Origin of the sequence: Serratia sp. 201 (assembly GCF_037027545.1) — a bacterium.
Lineage (GTDB): Bacteria > Pseudomonadota > Gammaproteobacteria > Enterobacterales > Enterobacteriaceae > Serratia > Serratia bockelmannii.
In genome coordinates this window covers 40,546-62,015 of sequence record NZ_JAXCHC010000007.1, presented here as the reverse complement: position 1 = coordinate 62,015, position 21,470 = coordinate 40,546, and the positions used below count along the sequence as shown (strand labels likewise).

Here is a 21,470-nt window from a genome sequence, read left to right as displayed (position 1 = left end):
TTTGCACTATGTCAAAACCCGTACAGCTCTGTTAATAGGCTGTCTGCTGCAGGTTTACGCTGCGCAGGCAGGAAAACTCTCCATCGTCATCGATGACGTGGGCTACCGCCCTCACGAAGAAAACGCAGTGCTGCAAATGCCAACGGCGATCTCGGTTGCGGTATTGCCCAACGCGCCGCATGCCCGCCTGATGGCCACTCGCGCCCACAGCCAGGGCCGCGAAGTCTTGATCCACATGCCAATGGCGCCGCTCAGCAAGCAGCCGCTGGAGCGCGATACCCTGCAGCCTGCCATGAGCAGCGACGAGATCCAGCGCATCATCCGCAACGCGGTGAACAATGTGCCTTACGCGGTCGGCATGAACAACCACATGGGCAGCGCCATGACCTCCAGCCTGCCGGGCATGCAGAAAGTGATGCAGGCGCTCGAAAGCTACCGCCTGTACTTCCTCGACAGCATGACCATCGGCAACAGCCAGGCGACCCGCGCCGCGGCCGGCACCGGCGTGAAAGTGATCAAACGCAAGGTGTTCCTCGACGATACCGCGAACGAAGCCGACATCCGCCGCCAGTTCAATCGCGCGGTTGAATTGGCGCGGCGCAACGGTTCCGCCATCGCCATCGGGCATCCACGTCCGGCGACGGTGAAAGTGCTGCAGCAGATGCTGCCGTCGCTGCCCGCCGATATCGTGCTGGTCAAACCGAGCGCGCTGCTGAACGAACCGCAGGGCAACGGCGGCGGCAGCTACGTCCCGCCGCCGGTCAAACCGCAAAAACCGCAGCCGAAAAATCCGTTCAGCGGTGGCATCAAACAGTGCAAGGTCAAACCGCCGAAGGAAAAAGCCAACGCCGGCACCGCGCTGGGCGTCATCGCCGACAGCATAGCCACCTCGCCGCCGGTGACCTTCATCAAGCGTCATTGGCAACACTGGACGCAAGCCAAACCGCAAGCATAAAAAAAGGCCGGAATTCCGGCCTTTTTCACGTCTGCCGAGATTAATCCCAGCTCAGCACCACTTTACCCGACTTGCCGGAGCGCATGGCGTCGAAGCCCTGCTGGAACTCGTCGATCGAGAAACGGTGGGTGATGATCGGGGTCAAATCCAGGCCGGACTGGATCAGCGCCGCCATCTTGTACCAGGTTTCGAACATTTCGCGGCCGTAAATCCCTTTGATAAACAGACCTTTGAAGATGACCTGGTTCCAGTCGATCGACATATCCGAAGGCGGAATGCCCAGCATGGCGATGCGTCCGCCGTGGTTCATGGCATTGAGCAGCGTGCGGAACGCCGGCGGCGCGCCGGACATTTCCAGACCGACGTCGAATCCTTCGGTCATACCCAGCTCGGCCATCACGTCGTTGAGGTTTTCCTTACTGACGTTCACCGCGCGGGTCACGCCCATCTTGCGCGCCAGTTCCAGACGGTATTCGTTAACGTCGGTGATCACCACATGGCGAGCGCCGACGTGTTTGCACACCGCCGCCGCCATGATGCCGATCGGGCCGGCGCCGGACACCAGCACGTCTTCCCCGACCAGATCGAACGACAGCGCGGTGTGTACCGCGTTACCGAACGGATCGAAGATCGAAGCCAGTTCGTCGGAGATGTTATCCGGGATCTTGAAGGCGTTGAACGCCGGGATCACCAGGTATTCCGCGAAGCTGCCCGGACGGTTCACGCCCACGCCGACGGTGTTGCGGCACAGGTGCGTGCGGCCGCCGCGGCAGTTGCGGCAGTGACCGCAGGTGATGTGACCTTCACCGGACACGCGATCGCCGATGCTGAAGCCTTTGACTTCCTGACCGATCGCCACCACCTCGCCCACGTATTCATGGCCGACCACCATCGGAACCGGAATGGTTTTTTGCGACCATTCGTCCCAGTTGTAGATATGCACATCGGTGCCGCAGATCGCGGTTTTGCGGATTTTGATCATGATGTCGTTGTGGCCCAGCTCCGGCTGAGGCACGTCGGTCATCCAAATCCCTTCTTCCGCTTTCAGTTTTGACAGTGCTTTCATGGTTTTACCTTATGCAATAACGCCAAGATCCTTACCGATACGTGTAAACGCCGCCACTGCGCGTTCGATTTGCTCCGGGGTGTGGTCGGCGGACATCTGGGTACGAATGCGCGCCTGGCCTTTCGGCACCACCGGATAGAAGAAACCGGTCACATAGATGCCTTCCTTGAGCAACGCATTGGCGAATTCCTGCGCCAGCTTCGCCTCACCCAGCATGACCGGGATGATGGCGTGATCGGCGCCGGCCAGGGTGAAGCCGGCGGCGGTCATTTTTTCGCGGAACAGACGCGCGTTGGCCCACAGGCGATCGCGCAGGGCGTCGCCCTCTTCCAGCAGTTCCAGCACTTTGATCGACGCGGCGACGATCGCCGGCGCCAGCGAGTTGGAGAACAGGTACGGACGCGAGCGCTGGCGCAGCCACTCCACCACTTCTTTCTTGGCGGCGGTGTAGCCGCCGGACGCGCCGCCCAGCGCTTTGCCTAACGTACCGGTAATGATATCGACGCGGCCCATCACTTCGCAGTATTCATGGGTGCCGCGCCCGTTGGCGCCGACAAAGCCCACCGCATGGGAGTCATCCACCATCACCAGCGCCTGATACTCGTCCGCCAGATCGCAAACCCCTTTCAGGTTGGCGATTACGCCGTCCATCGAGAATACGCCGTCGGTGGCGATCAGAATGTGCCGCGCGCCGTCGGCTTTGGCCTGTTTCAGCTGCGCGGCCAGCTCGGTCATGTCGTTATTGGCGTAGCGATAGCGCTTGGCCTTACACAGGCGCACGCCGTCGATGATCGACGCGTGGTTCAGCGCATCGGAGATAATCGCGTCTTCCGGGCCGAGCAGGGTTTCGAACAGCCCGCCGTTGGCGTCGAAGCAAGAGGAGTACAGGATCGCGTCTTCCATGCCCAAAAAGGCCGCCAGTTTCTGTTCCAGCTGCTTGTGGCTGTCCTGGGTGCCGCAGATGAAGCGCACCGACGCCATGCCGAAACCGTGGCTGTCCATCCCCGACTTGGCGGCGGCGATCAGCGCCGGATGGTTGGCCAGGCCCAGGTAGTTATTGGCGCAGAAGTTGATCACATGGCTGCCGTCGGCGACGGCGATATCCGCCTGCTGCGCGGAGGTGATGATGCGTTCTTCCTTGAACAGCCCTTCACTGCGAGTGGCGGCAAGCTGTTGTTCCAACTGCTGATAAAAAGACGCTGACATTCGGTTATCTCCAGGATTGGGCTATTTACGGCATATTTTACTGATTTGTAACCAAACTGACGAGAATGCGCGGGAGAGAATATTAAAATTGCAGCAGATATCACGGCAAAAAGCGGACTTCAATGGCAATGCGGGATATTCGGAGCCCTTCCGCTGTTTGCCGCGGCATGAAATGCTATGATAACCGCCATTGAGCGTGGGGCATTGTGCCCCGCCAGCAGCTTAGCAGGGGTAACCCAATGATTATCGTCACAGGCGGCGCCGGCATGATCGGCAGCAACATCATTAAGGCACTGAACGACAAGGGATATCGCGATATCCTGGTGGTGGATAACCTGAAAGACGGCACCAAATTCGTCAACCTGGTCGATCTGGACATCGCCGACTATATCGATAAAGAAGACTTTATCGCCAGCATCGTGGCCGGCGACGATCTGGGCGAAATCGAAGCGGTGTTCCACGAAGGCGCCTGCTCCGCGACCACCGAGTGGGACGGCAAGTACATGATGGACAACAACTATCAGTACTCCAAAGATCTGCTGCACTACTGCCTGGATCGCGAAATCCCGTTCCTCTACGCCTCCTCCGCCGCCACTTACGGCGGCCGCGAAGAGTTTATCGAAGAGCGTCAGTATGAAGCGCCGCTCAACGTGTACGGCTACTCCAAATTCCTGTTCGATCAGTACGTGCGTGAGATCCTGCCGGAAGCGGACTCGCAGATCTGCGGCTTCCGCTACTTCAACGTTTACGGCCCGCGCGAAGGCCACAAAGGCAGTATGGCCAGCGTCGCCTTCCACCTGAACACCCAGATCAACCGCGGCGAAAACCCGAAACTGTTCGCCGGCAGCGAAAACTTCAAGCGTGACTTCATCTACGTCGGCGACGTGGCGGCGGTTAACCTGTGGTTCTGGGAAACCGGCAAATCCGGCATCTTCAACTGCGGCACCGGCCGGGCGGAAACCTTCCAGGCGGTGGCCGACGCGGTGGTGGACTTCCATCAGAAAGGCGCGGTGGAATACATCGAGTTCCCGGAAAAGCTGAAGGGCCGCTATCAGGCGTACACCCAGGCCGATCTGACCAAGCTGCGCGCCGCCGGCTACGACGCACCGTTCAAAACGGTCGCCGAAGGCGTGAAAGAGTATATGGCCTGGTTGAACCGCACCGCATAAGCTGAAGGAATTAACGCTGGGTATGAAAATACTGGTTATCGGCCCTTCTTGGGTTGGCGACATGATGATGTCGCAAAGTCTCTATCGCACCCTGAAGGCCGAATACCCGTCGGCGGAGATCGATGTGATGGCACCGGCCTGGTGCCGTCCGCTGCTGGCGCGCATGCCGGAAGTCAATCAGGCGCTGGCGATGCCGCTGGGCCACGGCGCGCTGGGGCTCGGCGAACGCCGCCGCCTGGGGCGCGCCCTGCGCGCCAACCGTTACGATCGCGCTTACGTTCTGCCTAACTCGTTCAAATCCGCGTTGGTGCCTTTCTTCGCCGATATCCCGCAGCGCACCGGCTGGCGGGGCGAAATGCGCTACGGCCTGCTGAACGACGTCCGCGTGCTCGACAAGGCCGCTTTCCCGCTGATGGTGCAGCGCTATGTGGCGCTGGCCTATGACAAAGGCCGCGTTCAGCGCGCCGACGATCTGCCGCAGCCGCTGCTGTGGCCGCAGCTGCGGGTGAGCGACGAAGAGATCGCCGAAACTACTTCGGCCTTCAACCTGACCGACAGCCGCCCGATCGTCGGCTTCTGCCCAGGCGCGGAGTTCGGCCCCGCCAAGCGCTGGCCGCACTATCACTACGCAGCGCTGGCTCAACGGCTGATCGAGAACGGCTATCAAATCGCGCTGTTCGGTTCGGCAAAAGACCACGAGGCCGGCGAACAGATCCGCGCCGCGTTGCAGGAAGACACGCGCGATTTCTGCCTTAACCTGGCCGGAAAAACCCAGCTGGAGCAGGCGGTGATCCTGATCGCGGCCTGCCGGGCGGTGGTCAGCAACGACTCCGGTTTAATGCACGTTGCCGCAGCGTTGAACAAACCGCTGATAGCCTTGTACGGCCCAAGCAGCCCCGACTTCACGCCGCCGCTCTCCGACAAGGCGCGGGTTATCCGCTTGATCAGCGGTTATCACAAGGTGCGTAAAGGCGATGCCGAGCAGGGATACCACCAAAGTTTGATCGATATTCAGCCGCAGCAAGTGTTGGATGCGCTGACGCCGTTACTTGTCGCCAGCGAGGAATAGTCATGCAGGTGTTAATCGTAAAAACATCCTCGATGGGCGATGTGCTGCATACGCTGCCCGCCCTGACCGACGCGCTGCAGGCCATTCCCGATATCCGCTTCGACTGGGTGGTGGAAGAAGGTTTCAGCCAAATCCCCACCTGGCATCCGGCAGTGGATCGCGTGATCCCGGTGGCCATTCGCCGCTGGCGTAAAAATTGGTTCGGCAGCGACACCCGACAGCAGCGCTGCGACTTCAAGCGCGCGCTGCAAGAACGCCATTACGACGTGGTGATCGACGCGCAGGGCCTGATCAAAAGCGCCGCGCTGATCACCCGCGTCGCCAAAGGCAACAAACATGGCCCGGACTGCAAGAGCGCGCGCGAGCCGTTCGCCAGCTGGTTCTACAACGTGCGTCATGAGATAGACAAACAGCAGCACGCGGTGGAACGCACGCGCGAGCTGTTCGCCAAAAGCCTCGGCTACGATAAACCGGGCAGCTACGGCGATTACGCCATCGCCGCGCGTTTTCTCAGCCAGCCGCCGGTCGATGCCGGTCAATATCTGGTGTTTCTGCACGCGACAACCCGTGACGATAAGCATTGGCCGGAGCAGAACTGGCGCGAGCTGATCGCGCTGACGGCCGACAGCGGGCTGAAGATCAAACTGCCGTGGGGCGCAGAGCATGAACATCAGCGCGCGCTACGCTTGGCGGAAGGTTTTCCACATGTCGAAGTGCTGCCGAAGCTCAGCCTGCAGCAGGTGGCTGACGTGCTGGCCGGCGCCAAGGGCGTGGTCTCGGTCGACACCGGACTCAGTCATCTGACCGCCGCGCTCGACAAACCGAATATCACGCTGTTCGGGCCAACCGATCCCGGCTTGATCGGCGGCTACGGGCAAAATCAGCACTCGCTGATTTCGCCGGAAAAAAGCATGGCGACAATTGACGCCGATACGGCATGGCAGGCGTTGCAAAAGGTTATAGCATGAAAAAACTGCACATTATCAACCTGGGTAAAATGGGCGGCGTCGAGCGCCTGTTCCTGCAGTACATCAACGATACCACCGACGGCAGCAACCAGGTCCTGTGCATCAGCGGCGACATTGGCGAAGAGATCCGCCGCCAGTTGCCTGCGCATCAGCCCGTCACCTTCGCCAACCGCCTGATCAATGCGCTGCCGCTGCGCTGCCCGCAGTTCCTGCGCAAATTTTTGCTGAAGTGGAAAATCGAGCGGGCCAACGCCGACGTGGTGATCGTCTGGGACCTGGTGCCGGGGCTGGCGGCCAAACCCAAGCGCGGCAAGCTGGTTTACTACGATCACGGCTGCTCCTGGCGTTACCCCAAGAATAAAAAGACGCTGCGTTTCTTCGCCATGCTGGACGGCGTCACTTCCGCCTCACACGCGTCGAAGCGAGTGATGGAGCTGCGCTTTAATCTGCCTTGCCCCAATCACGTGGTGATCAACCGCATCAAGACGCCGGCAGGGATCGACGCTGCGCCGAAAACGCTGTCGCAGCCGGTCCGGATCGGCACGGCCTCACGCCTGGTCAGCCTGAAAGGCATCAGCGTTTCCTTATTGATGATGCAGGAGCTGCTGCGGCGCGGGCATGACGTCACGCTGGAAGTGGCCGGCAAAGGGCCGGATCGCGCGGCGTTCGAGGCGCTGGCGGATCGGCTTCAGCTCGGCGACCGCATCACTTTCAGCGGTTATCAGGATGACGTCGCCGGTTTCTTCAATCGCACGCACATCTACATGAGCACGCCGATTACCGAGCCGTTCGGCTTGTCCTGCATGGAATCGCTCTATTTCGGCGTGCCGGTCATCTTCCCGCAGGTCGACGGCCAGCCGGAAGCGGTGAAAGACGGGGTCTGCGGCATTGGCCTGACGCCGTCGGTCACCATCGAACAGCACCGGCAGCTCACCGATATCGAGGTCGACTTCCCGCATGAGGTCTACGACCCGTTGACCGACAGCCTGGTAGCGCCCAAGCTGCTGTCGCATATCGACTGTGCGGATGCCGTTGAGAAATTGCTGGAGCGAGAAACCTACCAGACTCTGAGCCGAAATGCGCAGCGCTATCCTGCGGAACATTTCAACTATGCTCAGTTCAAAGTTGAATTCGACGACACGCTGCGATCCTTTATCGCTTAATTGAAACGTGAGCCGGAAAACACGCCCGATGCTAAAATACAGAACGCCGCACCCTGCCTTCAGCTATCTGATCTATCTGGGGTGCGCCATCGCTTTTTGCACCATCCCTTTCGGTTCCGCGACCGGACGCAATCTGTTTTACGTTTCCAGCTACATCGCCTTTATCGCCGTTTGCCTGTATCCGCGCTACTACTTCAGCAACGTTAGAAATCTGCTGCTGCCCGCGTTGATGTTCAGCGTAGGTATGGGAACCATCCTCTGGATGCATCACTTCAAACAGCCGGGTGACTACATCAATATCTATCGCTCTTATATGTCGACCGGCAAACTGCAGCTCGCGACCGCTTTCATCTTGCTGATTGCGCTCAATGAGCGGTTGTGCGTGCAGCGCCTGTTGATCGTTGTGGCTCTCGTCACCGGTCTGGCGATCAACGGTTATTCCCTCTATCAAGGGCTGCGTCTGGATATCCCGCGCGTAGAGCTCAACTTCGATCGCGCCACGGTCGCCGCCTACCTGATGACCGCCATCGATCTGGTCATGATGCAAGCCATCCTGATGCTGCGCACCCGCTACCGTCTGGTGTTGTACATTGCGGCATTCCTGCTGTCCTTCTCTGCGCTGGTGCTCACCGGCACCCGCGCGGCGATGCTGGTCTACCCGGTGGCGATTTGTCTGTCGCTGCTGGCCACCAAGCAACTGGTTTCCAGAAAACACAAGCTCGCGTTGATGGCCTCGGTACCGCTGCTGCTCGTAGCCTGCGGCCTGGTGTTTAAACCGCAGATAGAAGAACGCATTCAGGCCTTTGAGACCGATATGCGTCTGATGGATCAGCCACAGACTGAAAACTCGATCATTTCACGGCTGTCGATGCAAACGCTGGCATGGCGTACCGGCTCACAAGCCCCCTGGGGCCAATCCGCCGAACAGCGCGGCGAAGAGATCCGTGCGATGGTCGCACAGCAACCTCGCCTGTCTGGCGTTATGCCCTATATCAACGTCCACCTGCACAACGAGCTGCTGGAAACCTATTCGCTCAAGGGCGTCTGGGGCGTACTGCTGCTGCTGGCACTCTATGTCTGCCTGTTCTTCTCTTCGTTCCGGCCGCAGCGCAACGCGCTGTTGCTGAGCGTCAGCGCCAGCCTGTTCGTTTACGGGCTGAGCGACGTCATCTTCTTCAGCACGGAAGGCACCGCCATGTTCTGTCTGGCGCTGATCGCTGGAGTGCTCTCCGTGGCGAGACAGACTTCCACACAGGAGCAGGCCGCGTGAACATTCAGCCACCGCTGCTCAGCATTATCGTGCCGTTTTATAATAACGAAGCGTTCATCATCGCTGCGCTGGATTCTTTATTTGCGCAGATTTCTGATGATATTGAGGTGGTGATCATCGACGATGGCTCTACCGATGCGTCGGGGGCGCTGGTCAGCCGGTATCTGGCGCAGCGGCAGCATCCGCAGGTGGCTTTTATTTCTCAGGCCAACGGCGGTATTGCACACGCCCGCAATGTCGGCCTGCAGCAAGCCACCGGGCGCTACGTCACCTTTCTCGACGGCGACGATCTGCTAAGCGACGACTATCTGGCGATCCTGCATCCCCTGCTGATCGCCGGTGAATATGACCTGATCGATTTTAATTATCAGAAGTTCACCGAACATCCGTCGACAGCGGATAACCGCGCGGCGCAGCCCGCAGCCTACGACTTTTCACAGTTGGGGCTCGGCTGCTTGCAACCGCTGTTTGCACGCTCGATGTGGCATCTCTGGAGCCGGGTATATAAACGCACGCTGCTGGAAGGGGAGGCGTTCGAAGACGGCAGGCGCTACGAAGACGTGATTTTCACGCCTTTTCAGTATTTCAAAACTCGCCGCATCGCCCATCTTGACTGCGAGCTCTACTTCTATCGGGACAACAGCCAGGGCATCACCCGCAATATCAAATCCAAAGATATTGACGATCTGCTGTTCGCCATGGAGAAGATGCTGCGTTTTGTGGCGCAGCATCCCGGGGATGAGCCGCTGCGCCGGTTAGCCGCCCTGATGCTGGCTAACTGCTTTTCCGAGGTGAAAAGCATGTCGAAGGCGGTGTACGGCTATTACCATTACGCGCCGGCAACGCTGCATATCCTGCGCCGCGCCGCCGATATCTGCCGCAACAGCGACGTGCCGGGCAAAAAAGTCCGTCAGATGCGCTATGCGCGAGTGGATACCTTTCTTTCGAAGCTGCGCGGGCGCAGGCCGCACTAACCGCATCGGCCGGGCGGCCGATGCGTCGTCTCGCCTTTAGCGCGCTAAAGGCACGTGCGCGACCAACTCGTCATAAATCCGCTGCGGCTGGATAACCCCCATCGGGCTTTCCGCCTCCAACGGCATCGTATAGCCGGTGCGCGACACCTGAATGATGCGGTGCAGTTCAGGATCCTGAATCGGCCCGGTGGAGCGTGAATCGGCGGTCACGAACAGGCTGATGGTTTTCACCTTCAACGCCACCGCCAGATGCAGCGGCCCGGTGTCGCCGGTGACAAGAACATGGAAACTGTCGAGCAACGTCAGCAAGCCTTGCAGCCCCGTTTTGCCGATCTGGTTATCCACGCAGGCCTGCGTTTGCGGGCCGATCAAGCTCATAAACTGTTTGGCCTTGCCGTCGTCAAACGGTGCGCCAATCAGCACGATGCGTACATTGGGGTGCTTCGCCACCAGCTCATCGGCCAGCCGCGCATAGTGTGAAACCGGCCAGCAACGCGACTCCGTAGATGCCCCCAATTGAAACCCGATGGTGGGGTGGTCGCTGCTTTTGACGCCGCGCTGATAATCCACGGGAATTTCCATCGTCGGATCGTCGCTGCGGCAACCCAAAATGGAAATCAGCTCCAGCTTGCGGCGCACGAAGTGGCCGTAATAATGGAAGACATAGTTGGTCAGCCAAGGCTCCAGCCCGCAAATGCCCGAGCTGTAGTTATCGCGGATAATGTACTTCGCCCCGGCCAGTACGGCGCTGATGATGTCATAAGGCAGATGGGAGTGCAGGATCAGCGCCAAATCCGGCTGATGTTCGCGCAGCGATTTCAGCAACGGGCGTATCGTCTTGATCTTGCTGTCCCAATACACCACGCGATCGTAATAGCGGCCGTTTTCCACCAGCTCGCGGTTTTTCTTGTGCACCACCAGCGTGATGTGCGCGTTGGGGTAGCGTTCCCGCATCGCCCTCAATGCCGGCGTGTTGAACATGAAGTCGCCCAACGCCGTGGTGGAATAGATGACGATATTGTCAAACTGCTGGGCGCCGTCGAACGTCGCCTTGTCCTGAAAACGGCCGTACTTCGCCGTATAGCGCCGCAAGAACCAGTCGGCAACCTTGATTTTCCATTTCTTCGACATGTGCGTGCTTAGTTCGCTTTAAGTTGATAATACTCGGCCAGCGTCATGCCCACCGTGCGCTGCTGCAGCCAGTCAAACAGCTGCTCCAGATCGCGGTACAGCACTTCGATATCCTGTTCAGTTTTGAACGTCGGGCTGCCGCCCGGCATAAACTCGGAGGAATGCAGCATAAACTCGACGTAGTCATGCCCCTGCGCCAGCGACGTCTCGGCCACGCTGATCATCTTGGCCACGTTGCCGCCACTCGGCCGCAGCCAGTTGACGGACGGCGAACGGCGCTTGCCGCGCAGCCGATCATAGCCCTGCTTGAACGCATTCATCAGCGCCGAATGCTTGTACTGGATGCTCATCGGCACTTCCAGCAGCGCCGAAGCGCCCGGCTTGGCGATGTTCTGCGGATCGATGAAATAGGCCTGCGACGGGAACCGGCTGTAATCGGTACCGCCGTTGCCCTGCGGGTTACCCGGCGAAAACTGCCAGTTGACCCGCGGCGTCACCGAACAGTCCACCTGATAGCCGTATTCCAGCAGCAGTGAGGCATAGTATTCGTTGAACGCCCAACGACCGGCGCGATGGCTAAGCATTTTGGTCTGGAAGGCATCTTCCAGCAACTTGGTCATGTGATCGACCTTGGCGCGGATCTGATCGGCGGGATACTCGATCAAATAAGGCTTGTGGCGCCAGTCATCGTCGGTCAGCGGCGTCAACGGCGGGCTGTTCCAGGCGTGCAGGTGCATGCCGACCTCGCCGGCGTCGCGGGCGATCACGTCGCGCGCGAACTCGACGTAAGCCGGGTCCATCGCCATTTCATAGTTGGTGAGATAAACCGGCTTGAAGGCGTATTTCTCGCACAGCGCCTGAAAGCGCGGCAAGAAACGCGTGTTTTCGGTCGCGATGCGATCGTGGTTTTGCCACAGATTATCGCCTTCGGTATCAATGGTGATGAGAAACGCCGGTTTAGTCATGAATATCGAGCCTGATATCAACAGAATGCACTATGTTACGCAGGCCGTTTCGCCAGGGCAAACGACTTTGCTGCCTGGTTTGGACAACGTTGAAGCGCATTCGTCCCCGGCTCGGCGATTTTTTTGCGGCCCGGCAAGAAAACCGTGCAACAGTAGCCACATGCGATCGGGTCATTTAGAATCAAAGATTGGTTTCCCAGAAAGCGACTCATGATGAACGACGCGCCAGCACTAACTTCCGCCCCATCCGTACAGCGTATTTTGATCATAAAACTGCGCCATCACGGCGATATGCTGCTGGTCACGCCGGTCATCAGCAGCCTGCGGCAAAACTACCCGCAGGCGCAGATCGATGTGCTGCTGTATCAGGAAACGCAGGAGATGCTGGCCAGTAATCCGGAATTGTCGACGCTGTTCGCCATCGACCGCCAATGGAAGAAACAGGGCGTCCGCGCGCATCTGGGGCACGAGCTGGCGCTGCTGCGCCGCCTGAAGGCGCAGCGCTACGATCTGGTGGTCAACCTGGCCGATCAGTGGCGCAGCGCCATCATCACGCGCCTGACCGGCGCGCGCATCCGTTTGGGCTTCGATTTCCCCAAACGCCGCGGCTTCCTGTGGCGCCACTGTCACACGCAGCTGGTGCCGGTGGACAATCACGCCCACCTGCATACCGTCGAACAAAATCTCTCGTTGCTGGCGCCGCTGAACCTGCCCACGCTCAATGAGCATGTCACCATGAGTTACGATCCGCAGGATTGGCAGACCTGTGAGCAACGGTTGCAGAAACAGGGCGTCGCCGGCAGTTATATTGTGGTGCAGCCCACCTCGCGCTGGTTCTTCAAATGCTGGAGCGAAGAGAAAATGGCCGCCACCCTCACCGCCTTGCAGGCCGACGGACACCAGTTGGTGATCACCTCCGGCCCCGACGCCAGAGAACAAGCCATGGTAGAGCGCATTTTGGCGCTCTGCCCGCCGCAGGGCGTAATCTCGTTGGCCGGCCAGCTGACGCTGCGCCAACTGGCCGCCCTGATTGATCACGCCAAGCTGTTTATCGGCGTGGATTCAGTGCCGATGCACATGGCCGCCGCGCTGCAAACGCCGTGCGTGGCGCTGTTCGGCCCTTCCAAGCTGACTTTCTGGCGGCCGTGGCAGGCTACCGGCGCCGTGATCTGGGCCGGCGACTTCGGCGAACTGCCCGATCCGGACGCCATTGATACCGGCACAGACGAACGGTATCTCGACCTTATTCCTACAGACGCGGTGATTGCAGCCGCGCGGAGCACGCTGGCATGAAAGCATTTCGTTTGGCGATCGTTCGCCAAAAATACCGCCCGGACGGCGGAGCCGAACGTTTCGTTTCCCGCGCCCTGGAAGCGCTGGAACAACAGGATCTCGATCTGAACGTCATCACCCGCGAATGGCAAGGTGACGCCAATCCCAACTGGCACATTCACCTGTGCAATCCGTTAAAGCTCGGCCGCATCAGCCGCGAACGGGGCTTCGCCGTGGCGGCCAGGGCGCTGTGGCAGAAAGAGCGCTTCGATCTGGTGCAAAGCCACGAACGCATTCCCGGCTGCGACATCTACCGCGCCGGCGACGGCGTACACCGCCGCTGGCTGCTGCAACGCGCGCGTCTGCTGCCAGAGTGGCGCCGCAAGTGGCTGTTCTCCAACCGCTATCACCGCTATGTGATGTGCGCCGAACGCGCCATGTACGCCGCGCCGGAGCTGAAAGCCGTCATCTGCAACGCCGAGATGATCAAGCAGGAAATCATCGCCGACTTTGGCGTGCCCGCCGACAAAATCACGGTGATCTATAACGCCATCGACAACCAAAAGTTCCCGCCCGCCGACGAGGCCCAGCGCCGGCGTCTGCGCGAGCAATATCAGATCCCGCAACAGACGCACTGCCTGGTCTTCGTCGGCTCCGGTTTCGAGCGCAAAGGGCTGGCCGCCGCCATCCGCGCCGTGGCGGTGACCGACAGCCACCTCCTGGTGGTCGGTAAAGACAAGGCCGAAAAACGCTACCGGGCGCTGGCGCAGTCGCTGGGCTGCGGCGATCGCATTCACTTTATGGGCGTGCAGAAACAGACCTTGCCGTTCTATCAGGCCGCGGACGCGCTGCTGCTGCCGACGCTGTACGATCCGTTCCCGAATGTGATTCTGGAAGCGATGTCCTGCGGCCTGCCGGTTATCACCAGCACCACCTGCGGCGGCGCCGAGTTTATCACCCCGGGCCAGAACGGCTTCGTGACCGACGCGCTCGACGTGCCGGCCATCACGGAAGCCATTCGGGCGCTGCCGCGCCAGGCGCTGGGATCCTCCATGGGCGAAGCGGCAAGATTGCGCATTATGACGGCTACGCCGGCGCATCTGTCCGAACAGCTCATTTCCCTCTATAACCGGTTACTGGATTAGCTATGCGTATTCTGATGATCATCGATGGCCTGCCGGGAGGCGGCGCGGAAAAAGTGGTGCTGACCCTGTGTCAAGGCATGCAGCAACAGGGGCATGACGTCAGTCTGATCTCGCTGCGTGACGTCTGCAATTACCCTATCCCGTCAGGCATTGATTATCAGGTGGTGGCCGATCGCAGCCGTGCCCCCTGGCGCAAGCTGACCGAGCTGTCGCGCCGCGCCACCGCGCTGGATCGGGCGATAGCCGAACACGAGCGCCAACACGGCGCGTTCGATCTGGTGTTCTCCAACCTGCACAAAACCGATCGCATCGTCAGCCGCAGCAAGCGGCTGGCTTCGGATCGCCTGTGGTTCTGCATTCACGGCATTCTCTCCACCTCCTACCTCGGCCACCGCAAAGGCCTGGATCGCTGGCTCAAGCAACGTAAAATCGCCAACGTTTACCAGGGGAGAAATATCGTCGCCGTTTCACAGGCGGTCGGCGGCGATCTGCAGCAGAATTTGCCGATCCGCCCGCGTCGGCTGGCGGTCATCAATAACCCGTTCGACATCGACGCCATCCGGCAACAGGCGGCGGCACCTTGCGAACTGGCCGGTCAGGACTATCTGGTGCACGTCGGCCGCTTTCACGCCACCAAGCGGCATGACCGCCTGCTGAAAGCCTATGTGCAATCCGGTATTCAGGCGCCGCTGGCTTTGATCGGCACCGGGGATGACGCCCGCGTCGCCGAGGTCAAGCGTCTGGCGGCAGACTTGGGTATCGCAGAGCGCGTGCTATTCCTCGGTTTCCAGGCCAATCCCTACCCGTTTATCCGCCATGCCTCGCTGCTGGTGCTCAGCTCCGATAGCGAAGGGTTTGGCAACGTGCTGGTAGAATCGCTGTTGTGCGGCACGCCGGTGGTTAGCACCCGCTGTCCGGGCGGCCCTGCGGAAATTCTGGAAAAAGCCGGCATGGCTAACGCGTTGGCGGAATTAAACGAAGCGTCGCTGGCAGAAAAAATGGCGGAAATTTACGCCAATCCGCCACAGATAAATCAACAGCAATTGCTGAACTATGGGCTGGACCCTATTTGCCGTCAATATATTGAGCTGAAAGAAAAATAATAAAAAAATAAATAAGGCAGGTGATACCTGCCTTATTTTTTTCGTTAGCTGAGTGCCTGCATTTTCTGCCAAACCTCATCGACAGAAACATCTTCACAGTGCCCCGACTCACTCTGCAAAATATGATGGCGGCCAGTCCATGGATGCCAGGACGTTTTATCGGTATCGCCAAAGAACACCACCATGTCCTTATTCAACGCGGCGGCAAGATGCATCTGCCCGCCGTCGCTGCACAGCACCCGGTCGCATAAATCAAACCCGCCCAACAGCTCGCGCACCGACGCCGTCGGATAAAGCGCGACGCGTTCGTTTTGGCACAGCGCCAGCAGCTGTTCGGCGCGCAGCCGATCGCCGATGTCGTCCGGCGCCAGCGTGCCCTGCGGCGACCAGAAGATCAGCACGCCGGTGTGGGGATCGGCGGTCAGACGGTTGATGATTTCGGCATAGCGTTCAACCGGCCAGCGTCTTTTCGGGCTGCGGCTGCTGATATGCACGGCGCATACCCGTTCGACCGACGGCAGACGTTCCTGCAGCCGCTGCACCGCCAATTGCCGCTCTTCCGGCGTCAGGAATACCCGCACCGGCGGGATCGGAATGGCTTGATCGGTGATCGCCGATAAATAGCTGTAGGTGTGTTCAACCTGATGGAGGCCGCGGAAATCGTCCTTGCGGAACGGGCGCTGAATCTCTTTCGTGCCCAGATCGGCACCGATGATATGGGTGGCGCCGGCCATTTTTGCTAAACGCAGGCTGTATTTGCAAGGCACCGGGTTGGCCAGAATGACCGCATCGAACTTTATTTTGCGCAGCTTCAGGAAGATCATCAGACGTTCGAAATAAACGCCCAACGTCGTTTCATTTTTCGCCTTGTGCTTGGCCTTTTTATAGACAAAGACTTTCTCGAGATGAGGGTTGTTTTTAACAACGTCCTGGCTGACTTTATTGATCAGCAGATAAACTTTTGCGTCTGGATAGGCAATTTTCACCCCTTCAATCAAGGGCGTAGTGCAAACAAGATCGCCGATGTTGTCGCGGCGAATAATTAAAATATTCTTCATTCCGAGCCTATCGGCGAAATCGCTCGCCGGTTGTCTGAAACTGACACCCAAGGTTACCAAATTAGCGCCTTTCCCTTCCAGTTATGGTACTATTCCGAATAACCCATATAAATGAAATTGATAGAATGTTGCTGCGTTTATATCAGGTACTACTCTACCTCATCCAACCCCTGATCTGGCTCCGCTTACTGCTGCGCAGCCGCAAAGCTCCAGCCTACCGTAAACGCTGGGCGGAACGCTATGGCTTCTGCGCCGGGAAAGTCGTGCCGGGCGGCATTATGCTGCATTCCGTCTCCGTCGGCGAAACGCTGGCGGCCATCCCGCTGGTGCGGGCGCTGCGCCATCGTTACCCCGCTTTGCCGATAACTGTGACCACAATGACCCCGACAGGTTCAGAACGCGTCCAGTCCGCTTTCGGCAAAGACGTGCATCATGTCTATCTGCCCTACGATCTGCCCGGTTCCATGAACCGCTTCCTCGACCAGGTGAATCCCAAGCTGGTGATCATCATGGAAACCGAGCTATGGCCTAACCTGATCAACGCACTGCATCAGCGGCAAATCCCCCTGGTGATCGCCAATGCGCGCCTGTCGGCTCGTTCCGCCGCCGGCTACAAGAAAATTGGCGGATTCATGCGCGATATGCTGCGCCGCATTACGCTGATCGCCGCACAGAACCAGGAAGACGGCGATCGGTTTATCGAACTGGGCCTGAAACGCTCGCAGCTGGCCGTAACCGGCAGCCTGAAATTCGATATCTCCGTCACCCCGGAGCTGGCCGCCCGCGCCGTTACATTGCGCCGCCAATGGGCGCCGCGCCGCCCGGTGTGGATCGCCACCAGCACCCATGACGGTGAAGAAACCATCCTGCTGGAAGCGCACCGCAAACTGCTGGAAAAACACCCCGACCTGCTGCTGATCCTGGTGCCGCGTCATCCGGAGCGCTTCCCGACCGCCAAGGAGCTAGTGCAGAAGGCCGGCTTCAGCTACACCCTGCGCAGCAGCGGCGAAATCCCGTCCGGCAGCACCCAGGTGGTGATCGGCGATACCATGGGCGAACTGATGCTGCTGTACGGCATCGCCGATCTGGCCTTTGTCGGCGGCAGCCTGGTGGAACGCGGCGGGCACAACCCGCTGGAAGCCGCCGCGCACGCCATCCCGGTGCTGATGGGCCCACATACCTTCAACTTTAAAGACATCTGCGCCAAGCTCTCGCAGGCCGAAGGCCTGATCACCGTGACCGACGTGGATTCGCTGGTGAAGGAAGTGGAAACCCTGTTGACCGACGAAGATTACCGTCGCTACTACGGCCGCCATGCGGTGGAAGTGCTGTATCAGAATCAGGGAGCGTTGCAGCGCCTGCTGCAGCTGCTGGAACCGCACCTGCCGCCCCGGAGTCACTGAATGAGCAGCCGCAAAAGCCTGTCGGTGGTGATGATCGCCAAAAACGAAGCCGGGCTGTTGCCGGACTGCCTGCGCTCTGTCGCCTGGGCCGATGAAATCATCGTGCTGGACTCCGGCAGCGAGGACGACAGCGTCGCCGTCGCCGAAAGTCTGGGCGCCAAAGTCTTCACGCACACCGACTGGCAAGGATTCGGCAAGCAGCGTCAGCTGGCGCAAAGCTACGCCAGTCATGACTACGTTTTGATGATCGACGCCGACGAACGCGTCACCCCCGAGCTGCGGCAATCCATCGAGCGGGTGTTGAACGCACCGGACGACGGCGCCGTCTACAGCTGTGCGCGGCGCAACCTGTTCCTTGGCCGTTTCATGCGCCACAGCGGCTGGTATCCCGACCGCGTCAACCGCCTGTACGCCAACCAACGCTATCGCTATAACGACGATCTGGTGCACGAATCGCTGAACATCGGCGACGCCAAAGTGATCCCCCTCAGCGGCGATATGCTGCACCTGACCTGCCGCGACTTCTTCGCCTTCCAGCGCAAACAGCTGCGCTATGCCGAAGAGTGGGCCACGCAACGCCACCGGGCCGGCAAGCGTTGCGGCTATCTGTCCATCCTGACCCACACGCTCGGTGCCTTCGTCAAAACCTGGCTGCTGCGGGCCGGTTTCCTTGACGGTAAACAGGGGTTGCTGTTAGCGGTGGTCAACGCGCAATATACCTTCAATAAATATGCCGCATTATGGGCATTGGGCCGCAACTACTCAGAGAAGTGAATCATGACCAGCAAAGCCATCTATCCCGGGACCTTCGATCCCATGACCAACGGCCACCTGGATTTAGTGACGCGCGCGTCGCTGATGTTCGATCACGTGATTCTGGCCATCGCCGCCAGCCCGAGCAAAAAGCCGCTGTTCAGCCTGGATGAGCGCGTGGCGCTGGCGACGCAGGTCACCTCGCATCTGGGCAATGTGGAAGTGCTGGGTTTCAGCGAGCTGATGGCGCACTTTGCCGCTCACCAGAATGCCAATATCCTGGTGCGCGGCCTGCGGGCGGTGTCTGACTTTGAGTACGAATTGCAGCTGGCGAACATGAACCGCCATTTGATGCCGACGCTGGAAAGCGTGTTCCTGATGCCTTCCGAAGAGTGGTCGTTCATCTCCTCTTCACTGGTGAAAGAGGTCGCGCGTCACGGCGGCGATATCGCGCCTTTCCTGCCTGACGTGGTTACGCAGGCGCTGATGGCGAAGCTCGCCGCCGAGTGATGCTCAGCGCTGGCAGCGCCGGCAAAAGAAGGTGCTGCGCTGCCCGTGCTTGGCGGATTCGATCGGCGTGCCGCACGCGCGGCAAGGTTCTCCCGCCCGCCCGTAAACCTGCAACTCCTGCGCGAAATACCCCGGTTTGCCGTCCGACTGCAAAAAGTCGCGCAATGTCGTACCGCCCTGCTCGATGGAGCGCTGCAACACCGCCTTGATGGTCTTCACCAGCCGTTCCGCTTCGGCTTTGCTCAACGATCCCGCCGGACGATCGGGCAGGATCCCGGCGCTGAACAGCGATTCACTGGCGTAAATGTTACCGACGCCGACCACCAGCTTGTTATCCATCAGCCACGGTTTGATCAGCGTGCGCTTATTGCGTGATTTTTCATACAGGTAGTCGCCGTTGAACGCTTCACTCAGCGGTTCCGGCCCCAGATGCGCCAACACGCTGCTGGTCGCCAGGTCTTCGCACCACAGCCAGGCGCCGAAACGGCGCGGATCGGTATAGCGCAGGATCATGCCGTTGCTGATCACCAAATCGACGTGGTCGTGTTTGCCCGCTTCATCTTCGTTCTCCTCGCGCAGCATGCGCAGGCTGCCCGACATGCCCAGGTGCACGATAATCCAACCGTTCTCCAGCTCGATCAGCAGGTATTTGGCTCGGCGCTGCACGCTGAGCACCGGCCTATCGCTCAGCGTCAGGATCTGCTCGGAAACCGGCCAGCGCAGGCGCGCGTTGCGCACCACCGCATACTGAATGCTGTGGCCAACAAGATAAGGCTCTATACCGCGTCTGCTCGTCTCAACTTCCGGTAATTCAGGCATCTGGCTTCCCCTCCGACGTTTTCTACCCTTTATAAAACAAAAAACCCGGCCAAGGCCGGGTTTTTCATTAATCCACTAAAATTATTTAATTTTAGCTTCTTTGTATACTACGTGCTGACGGACAACTGGATCGAATTTCTTCAGTTCCAATTTTTCCGGCTTAGTACGCTTGTTCTTCGTGGTGGTATAGAAGTGACCAGTACCAGCAGAAGAAACCAGCTTGATCTTCTCGCGAACACCTTTAGCCATGATTCAGTTCCTTAATACTTCTCACCACGGGCACGCAGATCGGCCAGAACCGTCTCAATACCCTTCTTATCGATAACACGCATACCTTTAGCAGATACACGCAGAGTTACAAAGCGCTTCTCAGCCTCAACCCAAAAACGGTGTGAGTGCAGGTTAGGCAGAAAACGGCGTTTGGTCGCGTTCATTGCGTGGGAACGGTTGTTACCGCTCACCGGGCGCTTGCCAGTAACTTGGCAGACTCGGGACATGTCTATTCTCCAAAAATCAAATCAGCTCGAGCTTCGTATAGGGTATGGCCGCCTCGTCAGGCTTTTAGAGCCCATCTCAGCAAACTTCATACTGAGGAGACTCTCGTCATCAGGTAGAAACCACACATCAGGTCAGAAACCTGCTGAGATAGGCTCTTGCGCCAAACCCAAGATTCTCAAAGGTGGCGTAGTATACGCTCTGAAGCGTAAGTGCTCAAGTCCCGAACAGCTAAAGATCCCACAAGGATCGCGAAAAAATCGCTTAAAGCCATCCGCGCTCGGCAAAAGAGACGCATTCACCCCGACCGATCACCAAATGATCGAGCACTCGGATCTCCAATAACTGGCAGGCTTTCACCACCTGTTCCGTTATCAAACGGTCGGCATGACTGGGTTCAGCCTTACCCGAGGGGTGATTATGCGCGAGAATCAGCGCGGCGGCATTAGCCTTCAACGCTTCACGCACAATTTCTCTCGGGTAGACGACGACGCTGCTGATGGTACCAGCAAACATCTCCTGATGGCGAATAACCCGGTGCTGATTGTCTAAAAACAATACCAAAAAGACCTCTCGCTCGCGATGGGCCAGCAGGCTTTGCAGATAATGCTGGGTGACGCGCGGATTGAGCATGGCGTTTTCCTGCGACAAATGGCTGGAAAAGAAGCGCAGCGCCAGCTCGGCAATCGCCTGCAGCTGCGTATAGCTGGCATCCCCCAGGCCTTTTTGGCTACAAAAAGCCTGATGATCGGCCGACATCAGGTGATAAAGCGAGCCGAACCGGCGCAGCAGCTGCTCCGCCAGCTGCATCACGTGCACGCCGGGCAATCCGGTGCGCAAGAAAATGGCCAACAGCTCTGCGTCGGACAGCGCCGCCGCCCCCTGCATCAACAGCTTTTCACGCGGCGCCAGCGCGCCCGGCCAGCACGCCACAATCGGGTTGCTCATCGTGTTCCTCCCTGAAAGGGCTACAGCA

22 protein-coding genes are annotated in these 21,470 nt (G+C 59.1%); 13 read left to right on the top strand and 9 right to left on the bottom strand.

The genetic code is table 11. The features are described from left to right. Window position 1 precedes the first annotated feature (1 nt). A complete protein-coding gene (locus WA302_RS24485; RefSeq protein ID WP_049205333.1) occupies window positions 2-955 on the top strand; it encodes a divergent polysaccharide deacetylase family protein in 954 nt (317 codons plus the stop codon). 40 nt (window positions 956-995) lie between these two features. Here the strand turns inward: WA302_RS24485 and tdh are convergent, their stop codons facing one another. Together tdh and kbl are read right to left on the bottom strand one after the other, a co-directional pair. Next, window positions 996-2,021 carry an L-threonine 3-dehydrogenase gene (gene tdh, locus WA302_RS24480; RefSeq protein ID WP_025304682.1) on the bottom strand — a complete coding sequence of 342 codons (1,026 nt, stop codon included), beginning with the start codon at window positions 2,019-2,021 and terminating at the stop codon, window positions 996-998. 9 nt (window positions 2,022-2,030) lie between these two features. Then, entirely contained in the window at window positions 2,031-3,227 is a 1,197-nt protein-coding gene (gene kbl / locus WA302_RS24475) for a glycine C-acetyltransferase (RefSeq protein WP_004931154.1), read from the bottom strand. A gap of 239 nt (window positions 3,228-3,466) precedes the next feature. Here kbl and rfaD point away from each other — a divergent pair, with 239 nt between their 5' ends. Genes rfaD through WA302_RS24445 form a run of 6 tightly spaced genes read left to right on the top strand, consistent with a single transcriptional unit; the run spans window position 3,467 to window position 9,840 of the window. Beyond that, window positions 3,467-4,396, top strand: a complete 930-nt coding sequence (rfaD, locus tag WA302_RS24470) for an ADP-glyceromanno-heptose 6-epimerase (protein ID WP_025304683.1) — start codon at window positions 3,467-3,469, stop codon at window positions 4,394-4,396. A 22-nt stretch (window positions 4,397-4,418) separates the two neighbouring features. Further along, window positions 4,419-5,465: an ADP-heptose--LPS heptosyltransferase RfaF gene (gene rfaF, locus WA302_RS24465; RefSeq protein ID WP_142591858.1), complete on the top strand. Its 1,047-nt coding sequence runs from the start codon at window positions 4,419-4,421 to the stop codon at window positions 5,463-5,465. A 2-nt stretch (window positions 5,466-5,467) separates the two neighbouring features. Then, window positions 5,468-6,433: a lipopolysaccharide heptosyltransferase RfaC gene (rfaC, locus tag WA302_RS24460; RefSeq protein WP_025304685.1), complete on the top strand. Its 966-nt coding sequence runs from the start codon at window positions 5,468-5,470 to the stop codon at window positions 6,431-6,433. Next, window positions 6,430-7,596, top strand: coding sequence for a glycosyltransferase (locus WA302_RS24455; RefSeq protein ID WP_197828613.1), 1,167 nt, complete (start codon window positions 6,430-6,432; stop codon window positions 7,594-7,596). The genes rfaC and WA302_RS24455 overlap by 4 nt, the downstream gene beginning before the upstream one ends. 28 nt (window positions 7,597-7,624) lie before the next feature. Further along, on the top strand, window positions 7,625-8,866 hold the full coding sequence (locus tag WA302_RS24450; RefSeq protein WP_043141024.1) for an O-antigen ligase family protein: 1,242 nt from the start codon (window positions 7,625-7,627) through the stop codon (window positions 8,864-8,866). Further along, complete coding sequence (locus WA302_RS24445; protein ID WP_197828612.1) at window positions 8,863-9,840, top strand: glycosyltransferase; 978 nt, start codon at window positions 8,863-8,865, stop codon at window positions 9,838-9,840. Before WA302_RS24450 ends, WA302_RS24445 begins: the two co-directional genes overlap by 4 nt. Before the next feature lie 36 nt (window positions 9,841-9,876). Here the strand turns inward: WA302_RS24445 and WA302_RS24440 are convergent, their stop codons facing one another. Beyond that, window positions 9,877-10,971: a glycosyltransferase family 9 protein gene (locus WA302_RS24440; protein WP_025304689.1), complete on the bottom strand. Its 1,095-nt coding sequence runs from the start codon at window positions 10,969-10,971 to the stop codon at window positions 9,877-9,879. 8 nt (window positions 10,972-10,979) lie between these two features. After that, window positions 10,980-11,936 (bottom strand): polysaccharide deacetylase family protein, encoded by a 957-nt coding sequence (locus WA302_RS24435; protein ID WP_025304690.1) that lies wholly within the window; start codon window positions 11,934-11,936, stop codon window positions 10,980-10,982. A gap of 210 nt (window positions 11,937-12,146) precedes the next feature. Between WA302_RS24435 and rfaQ the strand changes: the two genes are divergently transcribed. The 3 genes from rfaQ to WA302_RS24420 are packed head-to-tail and all read left to right on the top strand — an operon-like array spanning window position 12,147 to window position 15,456. Beyond that, entirely contained in the window at window positions 12,147-13,229 is a 1,083-nt protein-coding gene (gene rfaQ / locus WA302_RS24430; protein WP_043141032.1) for a putative lipopolysaccharide heptosyltransferase III, read from the top strand. After that, window positions 13,226-14,353 (top strand): glycosyltransferase family 4 protein, encoded by a 1,128-nt coding sequence (locus WA302_RS24425; RefSeq protein ID WP_197791479.1) that lies wholly within the window; start codon window positions 13,226-13,228, stop codon window positions 14,351-14,353. The genes rfaQ and WA302_RS24425 overlap by 4 nt, the downstream gene beginning before the upstream one ends. A gap of 2 nt (window positions 14,354-14,355) precedes the next feature. After that, window positions 14,356-15,456, top strand: coding sequence for a glycosyltransferase (locus WA302_RS24420; RefSeq protein WP_197791478.1), 1,101 nt, complete (start codon window positions 14,356-14,358; stop codon window positions 15,454-15,456). A gap of 44 nt (window positions 15,457-15,500) precedes the next feature. On the opposite strand, the gene WA302_RS24415 is transcribed toward WA302_RS24420, so the two are convergent. Next, on the bottom strand, window positions 15,501-16,514 hold the full coding sequence (locus WA302_RS24415) for a glycosyltransferase family 9 protein (RefSeq protein ID WP_025304694.1): 1,014 nt from the start codon (window positions 16,512-16,514) through the stop codon (window positions 15,501-15,503). Between the two features lie 125 nt (window positions 16,515-16,639). Between WA302_RS24415 and waaA the strand changes: the two genes are divergently transcribed. Genes waaA through coaD form a run of 3 tightly spaced genes read left to right on the top strand, consistent with a single transcriptional unit; the run spans window position 16,640 to window position 19,180 of the window. Beyond that, a complete protein-coding gene (gene waaA, locus WA302_RS24410; protein WP_025304695.1) occupies window positions 16,640-17,917 on the top strand; it encodes a lipid IV(A) 3-deoxy-D-manno-octulosonic acid transferase in 1,278 nt (425 codons plus the stop codon). Beyond that, complete coding sequence (locus WA302_RS24405) at window positions 17,918-18,691, top strand: glycosyltransferase family 2 protein (RefSeq protein WP_025304696.1); 774 nt, start codon at window positions 17,918-17,920, stop codon at window positions 18,689-18,691. Window positions 18,692-18,694: 3 nt separating this feature from the next. After that, on the top strand, window positions 18,695-19,180 hold the full coding sequence (gene coaD / locus WA302_RS24400) for a pantetheine-phosphate adenylyltransferase (protein ID WP_033631353.1): 486 nt from the start codon (window positions 18,695-18,697) through the stop codon (window positions 19,178-19,180). A gap of 3 nt (window positions 19,181-19,183) precedes the next feature. Here the strand turns inward: coaD and mutM are convergent, their stop codons facing one another. The 4 genes from mutM to radC all read right to left on the bottom strand — a co-directional run bounded on the left by mutM (window position 19,184) and on the right by radC (window position 21,442). Then, window positions 19,184-19,999: a bifunctional DNA-formamidopyrimidine glycosylase/DNA-(apurinic or apyrimidinic site) lyase gene (gene mutM / locus WA302_RS24395; protein WP_025304697.1), complete on the bottom strand. Its 816-nt coding sequence runs from the start codon at window positions 19,997-19,999 to the stop codon at window positions 19,184-19,186. A gap of 81 nt (window positions 20,000-20,080) precedes the next feature. Beyond that, the gene (gene rpmG / locus WA302_RS24390; RefSeq protein WP_002442576.1) at window positions 20,081-20,248 is read right to left on the bottom strand and encodes a 50S ribosomal protein L33; all 168 of its coding nucleotides are present in this window, start codon (window positions 20,246-20,248) and stop codon (window positions 20,081-20,083) included. Between the two features lie 11 nt (window positions 20,249-20,259). Further along, window positions 20,260-20,496: a 50S ribosomal protein L28 gene (gene rpmB, locus WA302_RS24385; protein ID WP_004931195.1), complete on the bottom strand. Its 237-nt coding sequence runs from the start codon at window positions 20,494-20,496 to the stop codon at window positions 20,260-20,262. A 262-nt stretch (window positions 20,497-20,758) separates the two neighbouring features. After that, the gene (gene radC, locus WA302_RS24380; RefSeq protein WP_025304698.1) at window positions 20,759-21,442 is read right to left on the bottom strand and encodes a RadC family protein; all 684 of its coding nucleotides are present in this window, start codon (window positions 21,440-21,442) and stop codon (window positions 20,759-20,761) included. Window positions 21,443-21,470 lie beyond the last annotated feature (28 nt).

Excerpts from the sequence above, each read along its gene's own strand:
- WA302_RS24420 (WP_197791478.1), top strand. The coding sequence starts at position 14,356 with ATGCGTATTCTGATGATCATCGATGGCCTGCCGGGAGGCGGCGCGGAA.
- rfaC (WP_025304685.1), top strand. The coding sequence starts at position 5,468 with ATGCAGGTGTTAATCGTAAAAACATCCTCGATGGGCGATGTGCTGCAT.
- rfaQ (WP_043141032.1), top strand. The coding sequence starts at position 12,147 with ATGATGAACGACGCGCCAGCACTAACTTCCGCCCCATCCGTACAGCGT.
- tdh (WP_025304682.1), bottom strand. The coding sequence starts at position 2,021 with ATGAAAGCACTGTCAAAACTGAAAGCGGAAGAAGGGATTTGGATGACC.
- rpmB (WP_004931195.1), bottom strand. The coding sequence starts at position 20,496 with ATGTCCCGAGTCTGCCAAGTTACTGGCAAGCGCCCGGTGAGCGGTAAC.
- rfaD (WP_025304683.1), top strand. The coding sequence starts at position 3,467 with ATGATTATCGTCACAGGCGGCGCCGGCATGATCGGCAGCAACATCATT.
- rpmG (WP_002442576.1), bottom strand. The coding sequence starts at position 20,248 with ATGGCTAAAGGTGTTCGCGAGAAGATCAAGCTGGTTTCTTCTGCTGGT.
- WA302_RS24440 (WP_025304689.1), bottom strand. The coding sequence starts at position 10,971 with ATGTCGAAGAAATGGAAAATCAAGGTTGCCGACTGGTTCTTGCGGCGC.
- WA302_RS24425 (WP_197791479.1), top strand. The coding sequence starts at position 13,226 with ATGAAAGCATTTCGTTTGGCGATCGTTCGCCAAAAATACCGCCCGGAC.
- radC (WP_025304698.1), bottom strand. The coding sequence starts at position 21,442 with ATGAGCAACCCGATTGTGGCGTGCTGGCCGGGCGCGCTGGCGCCGCGT.
- WA302_RS24405 (WP_025304696.1), top strand. The coding sequence starts at position 17,918 with ATGAGCAGCCGCAAAAGCCTGTCGGTGGTGATGATCGCCAAAAACGAA.
- WA302_RS24455 (WP_197828613.1), top strand. The coding sequence starts at position 6,430 with ATGAAAAAACTGCACATTATCAACCTGGGTAAAATGGGCGGCGTCGAG.
- WA302_RS24450 (WP_043141024.1), top strand. The coding sequence starts at position 7,625 with ATGCTAAAATACAGAACGCCGCACCCTGCCTTCAGCTATCTGATCTAT.
- WA302_RS24435 (WP_025304690.1), bottom strand. The coding sequence starts at position 11,936 with ATGACTAAACCGGCGTTTCTCATCACCATTGATACCGAAGGCGATAAT.
- WA302_RS24415 (WP_025304694.1), bottom strand. The coding sequence starts at position 16,514 with ATGAAGAATATTTTAATTATTCGCCGCGACAACATCGGCGATCTTGTT.
- kbl (WP_004931154.1), bottom strand. The coding sequence starts at position 3,227 with ATGTCAGCGTCTTTTTATCAGCAGTTGGAACAACAGCTTGCCGCCACT.
- rfaF (WP_142591858.1), top strand. The coding sequence starts at position 4,419 with ATGAAAATACTGGTTATCGGCCCTTCTTGGGTTGGCGACATGATGATG.
- coaD (WP_033631353.1), top strand. The coding sequence starts at position 18,695 with ATGACCAGCAAAGCCATCTATCCCGGGACCTTCGATCCCATGACCAAC.
- waaA (WP_025304695.1), top strand. The coding sequence starts at position 16,640 with ATGTTGCTGCGTTTATATCAGGTACTACTCTACCTCATCCAACCCCTG.
- mutM (WP_025304697.1), bottom strand. The coding sequence starts at position 19,999 with ATGCCTGAATTACCGGAAGTTGAGACGAGCAGACGCGGTATAGAGCCT.